The sequence below is a fragment of the Rhodopseudomonas sp. P2A-2r genome (assembly GCF_026015985.1).
Classification (GTDB): Bacteria; Pseudomonadota; Alphaproteobacteria; order Rhizobiales; family Xanthobacteraceae; genus Tardiphaga.
The window spans coordinates 848090-866328 of record NZ_CP110389.1; the positions used below are offsets into that span (position 1 = coordinate 848090).

16 protein-coding genes are annotated in these 18239 nt (G+C 62.3%); 5 read left to right on the plus strand and 11 right to left on the minus strand.

Annotated elements, in window-relative coordinates; genetic code table 11:
- Positions 1-671: 671 nt before the first annotated feature.
- Positions 672-1415, minus strand: coding sequence for a molybdate ABC transporter substrate-binding protein (locus tag ONR75_RS03960; RefSeq protein ID WP_265081474.1), 744 nt, complete (start codon positions 1413-1415; stop codon positions 672-674).
- Between the two features lie 213 nt (positions 1416-1628).
- On the opposite strand from ONR75_RS03960, the gene ONR75_RS03965 reads away from it, so the two are divergent.
- The 5 genes from ONR75_RS03965 to ONR75_RS03985 all read left to right on the plus strand — a co-directional run bounded on the left by ONR75_RS03965 (position 1629) and on the right by ONR75_RS03985 (position 7424).
- Positions 1629-2390, plus strand: a complete 762-nt coding sequence (locus tag ONR75_RS03965; RefSeq protein ID WP_265081475.1) for an IS5 family transposase — start codon at positions 1629-1631, stop codon at positions 2388-2390.
- 384 nt (positions 2391-2774) lie between these two features.
- Positions 2775-3254, plus strand: coding sequence for a cupin domain-containing protein (locus tag ONR75_RS03970; protein WP_265081476.1), 480 nt, complete (start codon positions 2775-2777; stop codon positions 3252-3254).
- A 141-nt stretch (positions 3255-3395) separates the two neighbouring features.
- Positions 3396-3647, plus strand: coding sequence for a hypothetical protein (locus tag ONR75_RS03975; protein ID WP_265081477.1), 252 nt, complete (start codon positions 3396-3398; stop codon positions 3645-3647).
- 106 nt (positions 3648-3753) lie between these two features.
- Positions 3754-6003 (plus strand): catalase/peroxidase HPI, encoded by a 2250-nt coding sequence (gene katG / locus ONR75_RS03980; RefSeq protein ID WP_265083529.1) that lies wholly within the window; start codon positions 3754-3756, stop codon positions 6001-6003.
- A 479-nt stretch (positions 6004-6482) separates the two neighbouring features.
- Positions 6483-7424: a LysR family transcriptional regulator gene (locus tag ONR75_RS03985; RefSeq protein WP_265081478.1), complete on the plus strand. Its 942-nt coding sequence runs from the start codon at positions 6483-6485 to the stop codon at positions 7422-7424.
- Between the two features lie 15 nt (positions 7425-7439).
- On the opposite strand, the gene ONR75_RS03990 is transcribed toward ONR75_RS03985, so the two are convergent.
- The 10 genes from ONR75_RS03990 to ONR75_RS04035 form a co-directional block, all read right to left on the minus strand.
- Entirely contained in the window at positions 7440-8786 is a 1347-nt protein-coding gene (locus ONR75_RS03990; RefSeq protein WP_265081479.1) for an MmgE/PrpD family protein, read from the minus strand.
- A 34-nt stretch (positions 8787-8820) separates the two neighbouring features.
- Entirely contained in the window at positions 8821-9882 is a 1062-nt protein-coding gene (locus tag ONR75_RS03995) for a serine hydrolase domain-containing protein (protein ID WP_265081480.1), read from the minus strand.
- Positions 9866-10651: an ABC transporter ATP-binding protein gene (locus ONR75_RS04000; protein ID WP_265081481.1), complete on the minus strand. Its 786-nt coding sequence runs from the start codon at positions 10649-10651 to the stop codon at positions 9866-9868. Before ONR75_RS04000 ends, ONR75_RS03995 begins: the two co-directional genes overlap by 17 nt.
- Positions 10648-11511, minus strand: coding sequence for an ABC transporter ATP-binding protein (locus tag ONR75_RS04005; protein ID WP_265081482.1), 864 nt, complete (start codon positions 11509-11511; stop codon positions 10648-10650). Before ONR75_RS04005 ends, ONR75_RS04000 begins: the two co-directional genes overlap by 4 nt.
- Positions 11504-12289: an ABC transporter permease gene (locus ONR75_RS04010; protein WP_265081483.1), complete on the minus strand. Its 786-nt coding sequence runs from the start codon at positions 12287-12289 to the stop codon at positions 11504-11506. The genes ONR75_RS04005 and ONR75_RS04010 overlap by 8 nt, the downstream gene beginning before the upstream one ends.
- The gene (locus tag ONR75_RS04015; protein ID WP_265081484.1) at positions 12259-13500 is read right to left on the minus strand and encodes an ABC transporter permease; all 1242 of its coding nucleotides are present in this window, start codon (positions 13498-13500) and stop codon (positions 12259-12261) included. Before ONR75_RS04015 ends, ONR75_RS04010 begins: the two co-directional genes overlap by 31 nt.
- A gap of 10 nt (positions 13501-13510) precedes the next feature.
- The gene (locus tag ONR75_RS04020; RefSeq protein ID WP_265081485.1) at positions 13511-14761 is read right to left on the minus strand and encodes an ABC transporter substrate-binding protein; all 1251 of its coding nucleotides are present in this window, start codon (positions 14759-14761) and stop codon (positions 13511-13513) included.
- Positions 14716-15147 carry a hypothetical protein gene (locus tag ONR75_RS04025; protein WP_265081486.1) on the minus strand — a complete coding sequence of 144 codons (432 nt, stop codon included), beginning with the start codon at positions 15145-15147 and terminating at the stop codon, positions 14716-14718. Before ONR75_RS04025 ends, ONR75_RS04020 begins: the two co-directional genes overlap by 46 nt.
- 72 nt (positions 15148-15219) lie before the next feature.
- The gene (locus tag ONR75_RS04030) at positions 15220-16647 is read right to left on the minus strand and encodes a M20 family metallopeptidase (protein WP_265081487.1); all 1428 of its coding nucleotides are present in this window, start codon (positions 16645-16647) and stop codon (positions 15220-15222) included.
- 680 nt (positions 16648-17327) lie between these two features.
- A complete protein-coding gene (locus tag ONR75_RS04035; protein ID WP_265081488.1) occupies positions 17328-18239 on the minus strand; it encodes a flagellin in 912 nt (303 codons plus the stop codon).

An 18239-nucleotide genomic window follows, 5' to 3' on the forward strand; every position in this document is an offset into this window, starting at 1 on the left:
TGAATTAACTCATCGTTTTGACGAAGCAACGCCTCGCTTTGCGCGAGGGCGCTTCACAATTGAATTTCCGAGATCCTATACTCCGCCAGCCCTACAATAGGCGGACATTGTCCCGAGTTCTGAAAAACAATGCCCGTAGGCGAGCCGGAGACGCAGGACAAATCTTCCGTGATCATGATGTCGACCTCCGTGAGAATCTGCCACTCGCTACCTTCGACCGGGGCGATGGAAAAAACCTAAGATTGCAAAAGGAAGGTCGTGTTGATGCAAATCAACTATGCCTGCCATCCGACGTAATGTTCTTATAAAATGTCAGCTACGGCCGCCCGGGCAGCTTAACTGAGATAGATCGGATCTTGAAACCGTCAGAGCATAACGATTTTGATCCTCAGAACTTCCTCGCGAACGTCGGCGAAGAAAGGACATTATCGACATTCCACAAGAATTAGATCGTCTTCACGCGAAGAGATGTGGCCGACAAAATCTAATGCATCCAGAAAGGATGTGTCAAAGTTATCGCGGTGTCCGAGCGAGGTAGGGAAGCCGTCCGCCCGTTAGATCTGTGGGCTAACGGCCCAGACTAGGCCGTGAACCCATAAATCTGCTGGGCGAGAGGCTTGACAGAGCGTTCTATAACGTAGTTGAACCCACAAAGAGCCAAAGCCGCCACGTTAGCCGGGCTCCATTCCGTGTTGCTTGATAACTGACGCGGCATCGGGCGCGGTAATCGACTTCACCAGCGCCATGGCAGCCTCGATTTGCTTTGTACCATTTGAAATGCCCGCTGAGTAGATTGTAACTTTTTGTACGTCAGCTGGCAGCGGACCCAAATAATCCACACCCGGCTCATGGATCAGTTCGCTAATTTGCTGAAAACCAATTTCGGCGTCTCCGCTGGCAATTAGTGTTCCGATACGAACACCTGACGGAGCTTCCTTCAACTTGGGCTTGACGGCATCCGAAATTCCCATCTGGGCGATGAGGCTCACCAGATAGACACCGCTGGCACCCGTCGAGTAGCCAATGGATCGGACTGACAGAAGTGTTTTCTTGAGAGCTTCTCCGGAACTTATGTCAGGTTTGGTAGAGCCCGCTCTTGTCCCAACACCAATTCCCGACTTGATAAGGTCTACACGACTACCTCGCGGCATCTTGCCTTGCTCTATGAATGTGTCGATGTCTGTTCCAGCCGTTACGACCACATCGTATTGTTCACCGGCAGCAATTCGCTTTCTAATATCGGCCCCACCAGTCCACGTTACCATAACCTTATTGCCGGAGCTTTCCTCAAACTTGGGCACCAATTCAGCGAACACCTCCTGCACAACTCCGGCCGCGAGTAACTTGATTTCGGCGGACGGAGCTATTCCCGTCTGGATAAAGAATAATGTGACAATAATCAGCAACCGCTTCATGGACTGCTCCTGTGACGTTCGACGCGTGGCCTCAGTTCAGACTCTCGGAGCCAATCGATCGGTCCGACATGAAAAATGCTAATAGGGAAATTGATATGCTCCCAATTCAATCATAACCTAGCTGGGATCCCATGCCAACCGAGCGCGAGGGCGATCGCCAGTTGCAGTTTCAACCAAGGACTGATGCAAGCTTCGAAATGGGAGCCACGAATCATGCGCTACGAACTGAGCGATTATGAATGGACCGCCATCAAGCCGATGCTACCCAACAAGACGCGCGGCGTTCGGCGGGTAAATGACCGCCGCGTTCTCGATGGCATCTTTTGGGTTCTGCGCTCCGGTGCGCCGTGGCGCGACCTGCCGGAAGCCTACGGTCCCCGTACTACTTGTTACAATCGCTTCGTTCGCTGGCAGCGGGCTGGCGTCTGGGACCATATCATGGACGCGCTGGCCGCCGGTCATGACGCGGCGGTGCAGATGATCGATACCTCCATCGTGCGCGTGCATCAGCACGGAGCCTGTGTCGCGGACAACAATCATCAGGATATGGGTCGCTCACGCGGTGGCCTGACCAGCAAGATTCACGCGGTGGTAGACACCAATGGCCTGCCGGTCCATCTCGCTCTCACGCCCGGCGAGGCGCACGGTAACCGGCTGTGTTCGGTTCTTCTCAGCGCCTTGCTTCCGCAAACGATGTTGCTCGCGGATCGCGACTATGACGCCGACTGGATCAGGGAGCTTGCTCGCCAGCAGGGCGCGCGGGCCAATATTTCGCCGAAACGGAATCGTAAAGACCCGATCTGCTTCAGCCCGTTTCTGTATCGCGCGCGCAACCTTATTGAACGATTCTTCAACAAGATCAAACAATGTCGGCGTGTTGCGACCCGATACGACAAGCTCGCGGCCAACTATCTAGCATTCGTCAAGCTCGCATCAATCCGCATTTGGCTACGTGCTAATGAGTCCGCGCCCTAGCTGAAATTGGATCGTTGCGAAGACGTCGAAACGCGGAAGCTTAAAAACATCGATTGATACTTTTTTATAGGGCCTCGGGACTGCTTGATTTGTCTTTGATGCAGATCAAGTTTGGTTAGTTATATTTCGCGCGGTGTAGCGGAACCCGCACAGGCCAACATTGTTTACCTTTCATCCAGTGAAGGATAGAGCGCAAGAATCCATATACGATAGAGCGTTCGAGAGTATCGTTCGCGATCGCGCTCTAGGTTCGGCAGCATCGAGTAGATGTTTTTCGAGTCCAAACGCTATCGATGGAAGCAGCGAAATTCTAATCGCGATGGGCAAAACGATTGCCAAGGCAATGCATGATACTGCATTTCCGCAACCTTGAGGAAGTTAGTCATGGCCATCACTGCTGGCAGCATCAAAGACGTCGGGCCTCAGCCGCAAGCGTTCGATATTGAACGTGCGACGAAGGACAATACAAACTACCGGTCAGTCGCCTGGAGCGGGCGCTATCTGCAAGTGACGCTCATGTCGATCCCTGTCGGCGGCGATATCGGCCTTGAAGCGCATCCGGAGACTGACCAATTTTTGCGCATCGAGGCGGGCAACGGCCGAGTGCAGATGGGAGCCGCGAAGGACAAGCTGACTTTCGAAGAGAAAGCTTCAGACGGATGGTGCGTTCTCGTTCCGGCAGGAAGCTGGCACAACATCACCAATATCGGGACGACGCCGATGCAGGTCTATGCTGTCTACGCGCCTGCCCATCACGCGCCCGGCAAGGTGCAGGCGACGGCGGCGGTGGCCGAGGCAGACAAAGATGATGAGCCAGCCGCCTGGTCTGTGCAGCCAAAGCATGCCCCCGATAAACATGGGTGATCCCATCAATCTGCATGAACGGGAGCATGTCAGCTCTTCCGCCGGCACGCTCGTTGAAAGTTGGCCTGTCCCGATTTCATTGGCATCCTGCCCTAGGTCTGGCTGCGATGCCGGATGTGCATTTGGATATCTGACAATTGCATGAATTGGGCCGCACCTGCGCTGCAACTCGACGAAGCGCAGAACTTCGTCGAACACGGCATCAAGTATGGTCAGGTGGTGATGATCCATACGGGGGCTGCAACGAAGATATCTCGCTCAAGCGCCCATGCGTGGGCACACGACAACCTCTCGGATGTATCCAGCTTGACTGATGCTTCCGCCGGATTCGCGCCAAATTTGTCAAAAGTCGAAACCAGCCGTACGAATTTCACAGACGCATGCTTCAAGTGAATTAGCGAAGTTATGCCCAAGAGCCGTGATAATCGTATTTTACCTAGCGAAGGACATCGTCGTGCTCGACATCAAAAGCGACAAGACCGACACCATAACTCACGAGATGACAGGCAAGTGTCCGTTCGGTGGCGATCGCATCGGCGGCGCGCTGGGGGCGCCTCCGACATTGTCGGACTGGTACCCCGATCGCTTGAAGGTCGAGCTTCTCCATCAGAACGGGCCGCGGGCCAATCCGCTCGGCGACGACTTTGACTATGCCGGCGCCTTCAACACGATCGACTACGACGTGCTCAAGCGCGACATCAAGCAGTTCCTGACCACGTCGGTGGCGTGGTGGCCGTCGGACTACGGCAATTACGGTCCGCAAATGATCCGCATGGCGTGGCACGCGTCCGGCACCTATCGCATCGCCGACGGGCGGGGCGGCGCCGGCGAGGCGCTGCAGCGCTTCGCGCCGATCAGCAGCTGGTGGGACAACGGCAACACCGACAAGTCGCGGCGCCTGATCTGGCCGATCAAGCAGAAATACGGCAATGCGTTGTCGTGGGGCGACCTCATGGTGCTGACCGGCAATTGCGCGCTGGAGATCATGGGCTTTCCGACCTACGGCTTTGCCGGCGGCCGGCGCGACGCGTGGGAGGCCGACAACGTCACCTATTGGGGACCCGAGGTCTGGAACGCGAAGGGCGCGCCCTCCTCCGACAGCATGGTGACGCGCGACAAGCGCTGGCGCGGCAAGAACGGCGATGCCGACTACGACCTCGAGAACCCGCTGGCTGCGACGCATCAGGCGCTGATCTACGTCAATCCCGAAGGGCCTTATGGCAATGGCGATCCGATGGGATCGGCCCGCGACATCCGCATTGCCTTCACTCGGATGGCCATGAACGACGAGGAAACCGTGGCGCTGATCGCCGGCGGCCACGCCTTTGGCAAGAGCCACGGCATGGTTAGCGCCGACAAAGTCGGCCCGCCGCCCGAGATCGCACCGATCGAGGCCATGGGCCTCGGCTGGCAGAATCCGGACGGCACCGGCTTCGCCCAGTACACCATGACCAACGGCATTGAGGGCAGCTGGACGCCGAACCCGACCCAGTGGGACAACACCTATTTGGAGAACCTGCTCACGTTGAACTGGGTGCAGACTAAAAGCCCGGCCGGCGCACTGCAGTGGACGCCGAGCGATGCGGCCGCACCGAAGACGCCGGACGCCCACATCGCTGGTAAGATGAACCCACTGATGATGATGACCAGCGACATCGCGCTGATCACCGATCCTGCCTATCGCAATGTGTGCGAAAAATTCCTGCACGATTTCGACGCCTTCACCCAGGCGTTTTCCAAGGCCTGGTACAAGCTGACCCATCGCGACATGGGCCCGCGGGAACGCTACCTAGGACCGGAAAAGCGCCTCGAGAACGGCTTGCTGTGGCAGGATCCGATCCCGCCGCGCGAAAATGATTTGATCGGCGACAGCGAGATCGCCGCGCTCAAGCAGTCGATCCTGGCGACCGGCACGTCCGTGTCCGACCTCGTCTTTACAGCGTTCTCGGCAGCCGCCACCTATCGCAACAGCGACAAGCGCGGCGGCGCCAATGGCGGACGACTGGCACTTGCGCCGCAGAAGGATTGGGCGGTCAACCGGCGGACAATCCCCGTCGTCGCGGCACTGCGCGGTGTGGCCGATGCGTTCAACGGCAAGGAGGCCGGCAAGATGCGGGTGTCGCTCGCGGACGTCATCGTGCTCGGCGGCTGCGCCGCGCTCGAAAAGGCCGCCACGGATGCCGGCATCCAGGTCGAGGTTCCGTTCACGCCGGGTCGCCGCGATACGACGCAGGAGCTCACCGACATCGAAATGTCCGACTGGCTAAAGCCGGTGGTCGACGGCTTTCGCAACTATGTCGACGATCAATTTGCGGACATGGCGACCGGCGTCGCACCGGAGGAGATGTTCCTCGACAAGGCGCAGCTGCTGGCACTCACGGCTCCCGAATGGACGGCGCTGGTCGGCGGGTTGCGGGCCATGGGGGCGAACCATGACGGGTCGGCCCACGGGATCTTCACCGATCGCGTCGGTGTCCTCACTAACGACTTCTTCACCGTGCTGACGAGCATGGACTACGAATGGAAGAAGCTGGGCGACAAGGGCATGACCTTTTCGCTCGATGACCGCGCCAACGGCAAGCCGCGCTTCAAGGCCACGCGTAACGACCTCGTGTTCGGCTCCAACAGCCAGCTGCGGGCCATCGCCGAGGTCTATGCCAGCAGCGACGGGCATGCCCGCTTCGTGAAGGAGTTCGTGCGGGCGTGGGACAAGGTCATGATGCTGGACAGGTTCGACGTTCACGGCTGAGAGTCTCGAGCGCAATAGTCATCTGTGAGGTGATCGGACTCTAACTTTAACTGGAGGAAATCGGCAGGGGCAGGTCACTGTCACTAAAAGCGCTGCCCCCAAGGCAGCTCAAGCTCTTTGGAGGTATAGCGACCTCCAGTTGGGCATAAATTGGTCCATGGTCCGTTATTGACGCAGTGTGAAACGTCCCCTCCTGGCGGTGCAGAGCCGCCATTGCCTCACTTTCAGAAGGCTTCGAAGTGATGCGCGGATGTCGAAGTGCCGACTCGGCCGGCTACTTGCGCCGTCCAATCATGAGATTCATCGTTTCCCGCCCACGGATGAAGCGACGTCTCGCCGGGGTGGTTTGGTATCCCGTCTGCAGGACAGAGTTGAGCTATCTGCTCGCGAATGGCGCGGCTCTTGCAGACGCGATTAAGAACCCCGCCGCGATCCGGCCGGCAGGATCTGACGGAAATGATGGTCATGGAGTCCGTGTCATGGAGCTGAAATGGCTCGAAGATTTTCTGAGCCTGGCGGCGACGCAGAGCTTTTCGCGCTCCGCGCATGAGCGGCACGTGACGCAGTCGGCGCTGAGTCGCCGCATCCGGCAGCTGGAAAACTGGCTCTGCGTTCCCTTGTTCGATCGCAGCACCTATCCGGTTCGCGTGACCGTGGAAGGCAAGACCTTCCTGCCCAAGGCGGTGGAAATGGTCGCGCTGATCCAGGGCGCCCGCCGCGACGCCCAGCATCAGCATGCCGTCACGGCGGAAGTGCTGACCTTTGCCACGTTGAATACGCTGGCCCTGACATTCTTCCCGGACTGGATTCGCCGGCTCGAGAGCCGCGGCCATGTGTTCAAGACCCATTTCGGCGACCAGCGCTCGTCGTTTGCCGGCAAGGTGTCGATGCTGCTCAATGGCGAGAGCGACTTTTTCCTGACCTATGCGCACCCCAATGTCCCGACTCATATCGATCCCGAGCGGTTTGCGTTTCGTTGTCTAGGCACCGAGGTGGCGATTCCGGTCTCGGTTCCCGATGCCCACGGAAAGCCCGTCCATGCGCTGTGCCCCGCCGGGCCGCCGGTCGCCTATCTCAGTTACGGCACCGGCTCGTTTTTCGGGCGCGGGCTGGTGAAACTGCTGGCCGAGCGGCCACTGCCGCTGACCACGGTTTACGAGAACGCCATGTCCGCAGGCCTCAAGGCGATGGCGCTGGCCGGCTGCGGCGTCGGTTGGATTCCGGAAAGCCTGATCACCGAGGAATTGAAGTCCCGCCAGCTCGTAGTGGCCGGCGATGCGTCATGGCATCTGCCCACGGAGATCCGGCTCTACCGCGCCAGTGGCCGTTGCCGGCCGGCCGTGGAGCGGTTCTGGGCTGCGATCGACGAAGCCGACCAGCGCGTGGAAAGCCAGTCACTGCATCTCGCCGGCGCGGCGTGAGGATCAGACGTAGGATCAGGCGAACACCGGAGCCAGGAAGGCGAGATTGGCCTGCTGGTCCAGATGGGTGAGCGCGCCGTACAATTCCGCGGTCGCCGTGCTGCCGAGCCAGACGCAGCAATCGGTGAATTTAGCGGCGCGGTCGTTGTCGTCGAAAGGATCTGCGATGCTGCCTTTGGCGTGCAGACGTGTGGCCTTGAACTCGGTGCCGTTCTTCAGCCGGATCACCGTCTCGTGCGGCAGCCGCCCGCCGGCCAGTTCTTCCTCGCGGCTGCGCGCGGTCATGGTGGTGAGCGGCAGCAGCTTCCGGATTTCGGACCGGGCAATGTTCGCAAGCGTGAAATCGGCCAGCCCGATGCGGTCCTGCACCAGCGCCAGGGCCACGCAATAGTGCATCGAAAAGCGCGCCTGCATCTCGTCCTGCGGTTCGGCGTAACTCAGGTTGCGCGCATTGGCGATGCCGACGAGGCATTCGAGCGAAGCGACGTCATCGGCCGTAAAGCCGTGTTGCGCCCTTAAGTCGAGCACCATGTCGACGACATAATGCGTCGAGCCGCAGCACGGGTGCCGCTTCGGGATGACGCCGTGGCCTTCGATGGCCAATGGCTGGCCCAGCGCCAAGCCGTCCCAGCCGACGGCATCGGGGCCGCCGAACAGGGCGCGAAAACCTTGCGGCGCTTCGAGGATGTCGAGGCGCCCGCTCAGACCGGCATTGCCGAACGCGACGGCCTCGACCGCGTTGCGCGCGGCCATGCCGGCGTGGAACGGTTTTGCCGGCGTGCCGAACTGGCCCTTGACCCCCGCCGCCGAACTCACCGCCATGCTCATGGCGCGCGCGGTTGCGGCGGCGTCGAGCCCCAGCAGCCGCGATACGCCTGCCGCAGTGCCGATGGCGCCGCAGGTCGACGTCGAATGCCAGCCGAGCGTGTAGTGCGAGGGATTGACGCCGATGCCGACGGCGGCCTGTGCCTCGAGGCCGACAATGTAGGCATCGACCAGCGCCGCTCCGCTGATGTTCAACGGCGCAGCGGCAGCCAGCAGCGCCGGCACCATCACCGCCGAGGCGTGGCTGATGGCCGGATGAAAGTTGTCGTCATAATCGAGGGCGTGGGCGGCGGTGCCGTTCACCAGCGCCGCGGTCGCGGCCGGTGCGCGGCCGCCGCCGATCACCGGGCTTTCGCCGGACGTTGAGATCTGCGGCGCAACAGCGCGGCGCACGGCTTGCGTCGAAAAATCGTCGCCACCGGCGACCATGCAGCCGACGGTGTCGGCGATGGCCTCAACGGCGCGCTTGCGGGCGCGCGGCGGAAATGCGCCGGCCGAACGGCTCCATGCCGCTATGGTTTCGAGGACGCTGGTCATGGCAATCTCCGGGACGTGAAGGCGGTCTGCGGCATCAGCGCGGCACGACCGCGCGGCGTGCATCGAGAATGAGGCGAAGCAGTTTGCCGAACTGAAAGAGGTCGACCGCGCGGCCGGGCACGGCGGTGTCGACGCGATGCACGATGACGAGATCGAGCGGTGGAATCATCACGAGGACATGGCCGCCCGCGCCCTGCGCCGAAAAGCTGCCTTCCGGCTGCACCACGCCGGGAAAGCCGGTGCCGGCGCGCGCCAGCCACCACATGTAGCCATAGGCGCCGCGGGCGCCGGCGTCGGAATAGGGCAGCAGCGAGGTCGCCACCCAGTCGGCGGGGATCACCTGCCGCGGTCCCCAGCGGCCGTCGCGCAGAAACATCAGGCCGAAGCGGGCGAGGTCGCGGCTCGACATGGCGAACGGATAGGCCGGGTGCCGCGAGCAGGCGTCGGGCACCAGCCAGCCGTCCTTGCGCACGTCGTCATGGCGGAAGTCCTCCATGCCGAGCGGTTGCGCGATCCGGTCGCGAAACGCCTCGTGGATATCGCGGCCGGTAAGCTGCGTGAAGATGGTGCCGAGCGCGTTGAAGTCCCAGTTGCTGTAGCACCACTCGGTGCCCGGCGCCTGCGAGTGACGCAGCGGTTTGATCGAACGCATCCACGGCGTCTCGTAGCCGGCGGGATGATAGATGCCGGAGCGGGCGGTCAGCAGATCGTAGACCGTTGCTTGCTTCTCAACGGCGGTCAGTCCCTCGACGTCGTCGATATCGAGCGCCGCCAGCGTCAGCGACAGGTCGATGGTGCCGTCCTCGACGTAAGGTCCCATCAGCGCCGACAGGAAGCTCTTGCGCATCGAGTGGCAGTTGTAGCGCCGTGTGATGTCGCCCCAGCTCGCCACTTCGCGGCCGTTTTGCACGATCATCACCGCGTCGGTGGCAATGGTGCCGGCATACTGAAACGCATCACTCAACCGCTCGAGCGACCAGCCGGCGGCGGCGAGATCGTCGATCATCGTCCAGCCCGGCGACGGCCAGCTCTCGCGGGACTCGTCGACGGGGAAATGGGTGACCGCGGAGGAGCCCTCGTCAGGACGCGGTGACATAGCCGGAACTCGCTTCGAGGAATGTTCTTGTGTAGGGCTCGCGGGCCCGGCCGGCGCGCACGTCGGCCGCAGTCATCTCCTCAATGATGCGCCCCTCGGCCATCACAGCGATGCGGTCGCACAGATGGGTAATCACCGCGATGTCGTGGCTGACCATGAAATAGGTGACGCCGGTTTCCCGGCGCAGCGTCTTCAGCAGGTTGAGAATCTCGGCCTGCACGGAGACGTCGAGCGCCGAGGTCGGCTCGTCCAGCAGCAGCACTTCCGGCTCGATCACCAGCGCCCGAGCGATGGCCACGCGCTGGCGCTGGCCGCCGGACAGTTCGTGCGGATAACGAAACCGGAAGGACGGGCCGAGGCCGACCGCCTCCAGCACCGCGTCGATGCGCTTGCGCGGATTGTCGAACTTATGGATTGCCAGTGGTTCGGCCAGCACGCTTTCCACCATTTTGCGCGGATGCAGAGATCCGTAGGGATCCTGGAACACCATCTGCACCCGACGGGAAAAGTCCTTGTCGCGTTTGCGCGGCAATTCCTTGTTGCCGAACAGCAGCGCGCCGTCGTAGCTGTCGACCAATCCGGCGATGGTGCGCAGGATCGTCGACTTGCCGCAGCCGGATTCGCCGATCAACCCGTAGGCCTCGCCACGCGCAAGGACGAACGAGACGTCGTCGACGGCGACGGTGGATGTGAGGCCGGCGCCGAAGCTGACATGCAGGCCGACCGCTTCGAGAATGCGATCCCTGGCAGGTGTCTGTGAGGGCATCATGCGGATGCTCTCCGGATCGTGGGACCGGTGAGCCACGCGGGATCGCGCTTCGGCACCGTAAGCATGTCCACAGGCCGGTCGAGGCGCGGCAGGCTGTCGAGCAGCGCGCGCGTATAGGGATGCTCGGCGTGCTTCAGGTCGCGCGCCGGAATGTCTTCGACGATGCGTCCGGCATACATGACGAGAACGCGGTCGCAGAAATCTGCGACCATGTTCAGGTCGTGGCTGATGAACATCAATCCGGCGCCGCGCCGGGTGACGAGTTCGTCGAGAATGGTCAACACTTGACGCCGCACGGTGACGTCGAGCGCCGAGGTCGGCTCGTCGGCGATGATCAGGTCGGGTTCGAGGATCAGCATCATCGCGATCATGATGCGCTGGCCCATGCCGCCCGAGACCTCGTGCGGCAGCAGTTCGAAGACGCGCGTGGGATTGCGGATGTTGACCGCCTCCAGCATGGCCATCGCCTTGTCGCGCGCCTCGGCCTTGTTGGACGACGTATGCACGCGATAGGCCTCGACGATCTGGTGGCCGACACGCATCAAGGGGTTCAGCGAAAACTTCGGATCCTGCAGGATCATCGAGATGCGCCTGCCGCGGATCTTGCGCATCTCCGGCTCGCTGGCGGCGAGCAGGTCGATGCCGTCGAAGCTGAGCGCGTTCGCGGTGATCTGGGCGCCCTTCGGCGCCAGCCGCAACAGCGCGCGACCGGTCTGCGATTTGCCCGATCCGGATTCGCCGACGATGCCGACCTTTTCGCGGCCGATGGTGAACGACACGCCGCGCACCGCATGCGTCACGCTGCGGCCGCCGTGAAAGGAGATGTTGAGGTCGTCGACGCTGAGCAGCGGTTCAACCATGACGACGATCCATCATGTCACGCAACCCGTCGCCGATCAGGTTGAAGGCGAGGCTCACCAGCAGGATCGCGGTGCCGGGGATGGCGGCGATGGTTCCGTTGGTGAAGATGAACTCGCGCGCCGCCGACAGCATGGTGCCCCACTCGGGGCTTGGTGGCTGGGCACCGAGGCCGAGAAAGCCGAGACCGGCGGCGGTCAGGATGATCGCAGCCATGTTCAACGTGACGCGCACGATGACCGAGGGAATGCACATCGGCATGATGTGGTTGAAGATGATGCGAAAACTCGATGCCTTCTGCAGCCGCACCGCGGCGATATAGTCCGACTTGCGGATCGACAGCGTTTCGGCGCGGGCCAGCCGGGCAATCGGCGGCCAGGCCGCGAGCGAAATGGCGATAATGGCGTTCTCGATGCCCGGGCCGAGGGCTGCAACAAACGCCAGCGCCAGAATGAGGCTCGGAAACGCCAGGAACACATCGACGATGCGCATCAGCACCGCATCGACCCAGCCACCGATATAGCCGGCCGTGGTGCCGACGATCAGGCCGATCGGCGCCGCGATCACCGCGGTGAGTCCCGCGATATAAAGCGTAATGCGTGCGCCAAAGACCAGCCGGCTGTAGACGTCGCGACCGAGTTCGTCGGTGCCGAGCCAGTGCACGGACGACGGCTTCTGCAGTCGGATCGACAGGTCCTGCGCAAAGATATCGTGCGTGGCGACCAGCGGCGCAAAGATGGCGAGCAGCGTCACGAGGACGATGACCGTGCCACCGAACATGACCGATGGATTCGAGCGAAGCGACCGCCATGACAGCCAAAGCTGCTGTGCGCGTGCTTGCCACGACGATGTCGGGATCGGTTCCCTGAGCCAGGCCGATAGCGAGACGGTACGGGTGACATTGTCTGCCATGGTCCCTCAGCGGGTTCGGGGTCAAAGACCCGGTACAGCAGGTCACAGACGATGTTGATGCCGATGAAGATCACGCCGATCAGGATGGTGCAGCCGACCACGGCGTTCATGTCGCCGGCGAGCAGCGCGTTGGTCAGGTAGCGGCCGAAGCCGGGCCACGCGAACACCGTCTCCGTCAGTACCGCGCCTTCCAGCAGGAAGGCATAGGACAGCGCCACGACGGTTACGACCTGCACGGCGACGTTGCGGAAGGCGTGGACCCAGACCGTGCGCGCCCATGACAGTCCCTTGACCCGAGCGGTCACCACATATTCCTGCCCGAGCTGCTCGATCATGAAGCTGCGGGTCATGCGGCTGATATAGGTCAGCGCCGTGAAGCCGAGGATCGAGGCCGGCAGCACGATGTGGCCGAACACGTCCTTGAACAGCGCCCAGTCCCCGGTCAGCGCGGCGTCGATCAGGTAGAAGCCGGTGCGCGGCTCGAGGTCGAGTTCGTACATGGTATCGATGCGGCCTGGGCCGCCGATCCAGCCGAGCGTGGCGTAGAACAGCGACAGGCCCATCAGGCCGAGCCAGAAATGCGGCGTCGAATAGCCGAGCAGGCCGACGAAGCGCACGATGTGATCGAGCGGCGAGCCGCGATACATCGCCGACAGCACGCCGGCGGGAATGCCGATGCCGGTGCCGATGACGATGGCGACGCTGGCCAGTTCGAGGGTGGCGGGAAACACCCGGACGATGTCGGTGACGACAGGCCGGCCGGTGGTCAGCGCGTTGCCGAAGTCGAACTGCAGGATATGGCCGAGGTAGACGGTGAACTGTTTCCACAGCGGCTGGTCGAGGCCGAGCTGCTTGTGCATGGCCACATAGGCATCGTGGGTGGCGTTGGGGCCGAGCACGGCGATCACCGGGTCGAGCGGCAGTAGGTGGCCGATGAAGAAGGTCAGCGCCGCCAGTCCCAGCAGCGTCGCCGCCACCGAGACCGCGCGATTGCCGAACGACCGGGCCAGCGCCGCCAGCTTGCGCTGGCGATCCGAGGTCCGGGATTGGCGCGACGCTATGCTGGCCGCATCGGTCATGATGCCGCTGCTACTTGGAGACGGGAGCGTAGTAGGTGCGGAAGCCGTTCCAGGTCCAGTTCTTGACGTCGCTACGCACCGCCGCGATGTTGTACATCTGGAACATGATGGCGAACGGCCCCTTCTCCATGACTTCTTTCTGCAGGTCGGCATAGAGCGCATTGCGCTTGGCCGGATCTGCCTCGAGCAGGGCGGCATCGACCTTCGCGTTCAGCTCCTGGGACTGGAAGCCGGTGCGCCAGACTGGAATCTGGGTCAGCTTGGCTTCCGCCCGGTTGTCAGGATTGTAGACCAGCCGCGACGCATTGCCGTGCGCATCCGGCACGCTGGTCTGCCACGCCTGCATGGCGCTCTGGTAATCGCGGCCGCGCACCTTGGCGAACAGCTGGGCGTTGGACATGCGCTCCAGCGTCAGCTTGACGCCGACCCGCGCGGCATTCTGCTGGACGCTCTGCGCCAGCGGCGCCGAATGCTGCAGGGTACCGAAGATCAGCTTGGCGCTGAAGCCATCGGCGTAGCCCGCCTCGGTCAGCAGCGCCTTGGCCTTGTCGAGGTCGAGCTTGAACGGCTGGCCGTCCTTTTCGTCGAGGGCGCCGACCGCGCCGATCTGGGCGAAACTGGCGCGCGGCACGCCGAGATTGGTCATCACCGTCTTGGCGAGGCCGTCGTAATCGATCAGGTAGCGCATCGCCAGCCGCACCTTCTCGTTGCCGAACGGGCCCTCGGAGGTGTTGAAGGTCCAGAAGAACACCTGCGGCTTCAGCACTTTCGCGATGACCACGTCTTTCGAGGTCTCGAAGTCCTTGAGATCCTCCGGCGTCAGGTCGCGCGCGACGTCGACGTCGCCTTGGCTGAGCATCAGCCGTTGCGTGCCGGCCTCGGCCACATGCTTGATCAGCACACGCTTGATGGCCGGCTTGACGCCCCAGTAGTTGTCGTTGGCCTGCAGCAGCACGGACTCGCTGGCATTCCACTGCGCCAGGCGGTACGGCCCGATGCATTCGGTGTGGGTGGCGAGGTACTTGTTGCCCATGTCGCCATTGAGCTGGTTGGCCAGCAGCACCTTCATGTCCATGACCGCGGAGACGCGGTTGGCGGCGATCGCCTGCAGCACCAAAGTGCTCGGATAGGTCTTGTCGAAGTTCAGCACCACGGTGGCATCGTCCGGCGCGGTGATGCGCTGGTCGACATTGTCCTTGGTGAAGCCGTATTCGGTCAGGGTGGTGGCGTTGCCGGAGCCGAGCTTGACCACGCGCTGCATGCTCTGCGCAACATCCTGGGCGGTGGCGACATTGCCCGAGGGAATTTGGCGCCCTTGCGGATCTTGAAAGTGATGGTCTGGCGGTCAGGCGACACCGTCCAGCTCTCGGCAAACAGCGGGATGATCTTGCGCTCGTCGGCCGGGTCGAAATCGACCAGGCTGTCGCAGGTGTTCTGCAGGATTTCGTTGGTGACCACTTCGCCGACCTGGGCCGGATCGAAGGTCGAGATCGCGTCGATGTTCCAGGCCATCACCAGCGCGGTCTTCGGCGTCGCGGCGTGCATGGCGGTCGAGCCGAGCATCAGACAGGTGAACAGCCCGAGGCTGGCCAGCGGGCGATGCCATGGACGCGCTGCGAACAGGACGGAGGGACGATGGTCAGACATGGTCGCGATCCTCTATATGGATATGGGTTCGTGGGCAGCGAACGGAGTGTCCGCTGCCCTGAAAGGCGATGGTCAGAGGCCGGCGGGCCGCGGCTGCAGCGGCGGGTTGACCTCCGGCGGGATCGGGCAGACGTAAGGCACCTTGGACGTCCGTTCGCGGATATCGGCCTGGGCGCGGTCGATCAGCGTCGGGTCGGTCAGCGCTTCGATACCGGTCGCCGCCATGATCTTCGCTGCATGAACCATGCCTTTATGCGCCGCCGGCGACTTGCCCTGCGCGACGATCTGCCAGGAATGGCCGGGTGTGCCGATCGCGTGGGTGGCGACGCGGGCTTCCACCGTGGGTACCACCCAGCTCACATCGGCGACGTCGGTTGAGCCGATCATCGGCTCGCCGCGGGAGTCGAACGGCACGACGAAATCGCACAGCGGCGTATCCTTGCGGACAGGCACGCCGACGCGCAGGTAGTCGCTCTCGATGTCCTCGTCGGACAGCGTCTTCTGGATCTCGGCGGCAAACGCTCTGTCGGCAGCGTCGAACGGCACCGGCCCGAGTCGTTCCATCGCGTCGTGCATGGCCAGTTCGAGCGGCGTGTTGCCGAGCTTGTTGGAGACCGCGCTGATGACGGTCATCTTCATTGTGGTCCCGGTCATCAGCGCGGCGCCTTCGGCGACCTTGATCACCCGTTCGTTGAGCGCGAACATGCCGGGCAGATCGCGCGAGCGCACGGCGTAGCGCACCTTGGCGGAGGCCTGCACCACGTTGGGCGCGATGCCGCCGGAATCCAGCATCGCATAATGGATGCGGGCATCCGCGGGCATGTGCTCACGCATGTAATTGGTGCCGACATTCATCAGTTCGACCGCGTCGAGGGCGGAGCGGCCGAGATGAGGTGCTGCCGCGGCGTGGCTGGCGCGGCCAGTGAACTGGAAGTCCATGCGGGTGTTGGCCAGCGACAACGCTTCATCGACCCGTGAAATGGAGGCCGGGTGCCACGTGATCGCGATATCGACGCCGTCGAATTCGCCGGCCCGCACCATGAATGATTTTGCCGCGCCGCCTTCTTCTGCGGGACAGCCGTAATAGCGCACGCGGCCTTTGGTGCCCGTGGCGGCGAGCCAGTCCTTGATCGCGGTGGCCGCAAGCATCGCCGCAGAGCCAAGGAGATTGTGACCGCAGCCATGGCCGTGACCGCCGGGCACCACCTCCTTGTGCTCGGCAATGCCGGCGACCTGGCTGAGGCCGGGCAGGGCGTCGTATTCGCCGAGGATGGCGATGACCGGTCCGCCTTCGCCCCACTCGCCCAAGACGGCGGTGGGGATGCCCGCGAGATTTTCCTTTACCCGAAAACCGAGACCTTTCAGCATCTCGGCGTGCTCGGACACCGAACGATATTCGGTGTAGGCGATCTCCGGCATACCCCAGATGCGGTCCGCAAGCGCCTCGAATTCTGGCCGGTGGTTGTCGACAAGCTGCCAGATCTGATCGGAATTCTGCATGGGTTCTCGTTCTCTTTGGTGGGGTGGCGGCGGAGCAGGCAGCGCGCTGGATCAGACAGCAAAGTCGCTGCCGACGGCCGTCGCGCCATGTCCGGTGAAGAATAAGCAGCGTTGACCCGGAGGGACCAGCGCATTGTCGGTTCGATTCTATGCGAGGTCGGAATAGTTTGCAGCGGCTGCGCGGTTACGGGATTGAGCCAACGAGATGTCGCATTGCGTATGCATCGCCCATTGTGGTCGCCGGGGATCCCGAAGATTGCACAACAGCCAATGCGGATAGTCGCAAGGTCTAATGTGCCGCTCTTCGCATTTTGGTTGGGGCTTCGATCGCTTGGCGTTGTCCCGTCTGGCCGCCTGGACCTTTTCTACGATAGGGCGAACGTGCATGCGGCCGCTCCTGACGCAAAGCGGTCAATGTGGCTTGAAGACATTCGTCTGTCAGCCTAGTCACACCGCCCCCGCCGATCTCGATGAATTCTTCCACGATCTTCTACGATCTGCCGTAGAGGTGACCAGCGACTGCAAGTCGCTGCGCACCCAGCCTGATGTCATTCGGTGTATAAGCGCCGGGCTCGTTACGCCGCATGCGTTGCCGATCAAGCCGCAATTAAGAAAGCAAAACCATCGACGCTTTGCGCTGTGATACCGAAGATGGCGATCCACCCTTGAGGCGGTGTGGCTTAATGCAGGTAGCTCGCCAGGTTCAGGCTCTGCACCTTGGAAATCGCCCCATAGGACGCCGTCAATTGCGCCTGGTAGGTCGATAGGGATGCTGTCACCGCCGCGACGTCGACGTCTGTGAGGCTGCTGCCCAGGGTCTTGGCGTAGGACTGGAACTCTGTCTGCGCATCGCTGGCCTTCTCGATCGACGACGCGGCGTTCGATATTTTAGTTTGCACCACCCCCAACGCGCTGATCGAACTGGTGGACAGGTTCAGCGCCTCGTTCAGCGTCGCCGTGTTCAGCGGCGAATTGTTCGCCACCAGGTTCATCGCCCGCATGATCTGTTCGAAAGCGGTGTTGTCGGCCGTCACCCCGTAGGACACGACCTGGCTGTCGGAGACCCGCACTGCCGCGACCGCGCTGTCGCCCTGATAGTAGCTGGTGTCTGTCGTCGATGGCGAAGTGGCCGCCGGATAGGTGGTGCTGGCGATGTCGACCGGTGCTTGTTCGGTGCGCGAGCCGCCGAACAGATAGCTGCCGCTATATTGGGTGTTGAGCAGCGAAGTCATCGCCGAAAGCATGTCCTGCGCCGACTGGGTCACGCTGGCGGCATCGGTGCTGGCCGCATTGGTCGCGGCGGTAAGCAGGGTGCGGAACTGGGTCGTCAGGTCGGCAATCGAGTTGACCGCCGAATACATCACCTGGACCTTGCTGTCAGTCTGGGTGGCGGCATCGATATAGGATTGCGAACGTGTGACCGAGACCTGCAGGTTGAGCACCTGCTGGGTCTTGGCGCCCAGCCCGCCGAAGTCGGACGACACGACACCGGAGGCTTCCTGCATCTGCTGATCGGCCATGGTGCTCTGGGTCTTCAGGGCGGCAGCGATCATCTGCTGGCTGATGGCGAAGGTGGCGACGCGCATGGCCAT

Coding starts and splice junctions, on each gene's coding strand:
- ONR75_RS03960 (WP_265081474.1), bottom strand. CDS start 1,415: ATGAAGCGGTTGCTGATTATTGTCACATTATTCTTTATCCAGACGGGA.
- ONR75_RS03965 (WP_265081475.1), top strand. CDS start 1,629: ATGCGCTACGAACTGAGCGATTATGAATGGACCGCCATCAAGCCGATG.
- ONR75_RS03970 (WP_265081476.1), top strand. CDS start 2,775: ATGGCCATCACTGCTGGCAGCATCAAAGACGTCGGGCCTCAGCCGCAA.
- ONR75_RS03975 (WP_265081477.1), top strand. CDS start 3,396: ATGAATTGGGCCGCACCTGCGCTGCAACTCGACGAAGCGCAGAACTTC.
- katG (WP_265083529.1), top strand. CDS start 3,754: ATGACAGGCAAGTGTCCGTTCGGTGGCGATCGCATCGGCGGCGCGCTG.
- ONR75_RS03985 (WP_265081478.1), top strand. CDS start 6,483: ATGGAGCTGAAATGGCTCGAAGATTTTCTGAGCCTGGCGGCGACGCAG.
- ONR75_RS03990 (WP_265081479.1), bottom strand. CDS start 8,786: ATGACCAGCGTCCTCGAAACCATAGCGGCATGGAGCCGTTCGGCCGGC.
- ONR75_RS03995 (WP_265081480.1), bottom strand. CDS start 9,882: ATGTCACCGCGTCCTGACGAGGGCTCCTCCGCGGTCACCCATTTCCCC.
- ONR75_RS04000 (WP_265081481.1), bottom strand. CDS start 10,651: ATGATGCCCTCACAGACACCTGCCAGGGATCGCATTCTCGAAGCGGTC.
- ONR75_RS04005 (WP_265081482.1), bottom strand. CDS start 11,511: ATGGTTGAACCGCTGCTCAGCGTCGACGACCTCAACATCTCCTTTCAC.
- ONR75_RS04010 (WP_265081483.1), bottom strand. CDS start 12,289: ATGTTCGGTGGCACGGTCATCGTCCTCGTGACGCTGCTCGCCATCTTT.
- ONR75_RS04015 (WP_265081484.1), bottom strand. CDS start 13,500: ATGACCGATGCGGCCAGCATAGCGTCGCGCCAATCCCGGACCTCGGAT.
- ONR75_RS04020 (WP_265081485.1), bottom strand. CDS start 14,761: ATGCAGCGCGTGGTCAAGCTCGGCTCCGGCAACGCCACCACCCTGACC.
- ONR75_RS04025 (WP_265081486.1), bottom strand. CDS start 15,147: ATGTCTGACCATCGTCCCTCCGTCCTGTTCGCAGCGCGTCCATGGCAT.
- ONR75_RS04030 (WP_265081487.1), bottom strand. CDS start 16,647: ATGCAGAATTCCGATCAGATCTGGCAGCTTGTCGACAACCACCGGCCA.
- ONR75_RS04035 (WP_265081488.1), bottom strand. CDS start 18,239: ATGGCCATGCGCGTCGCCACCTTCGCCATCAGCCAGCAGATGATCGCT.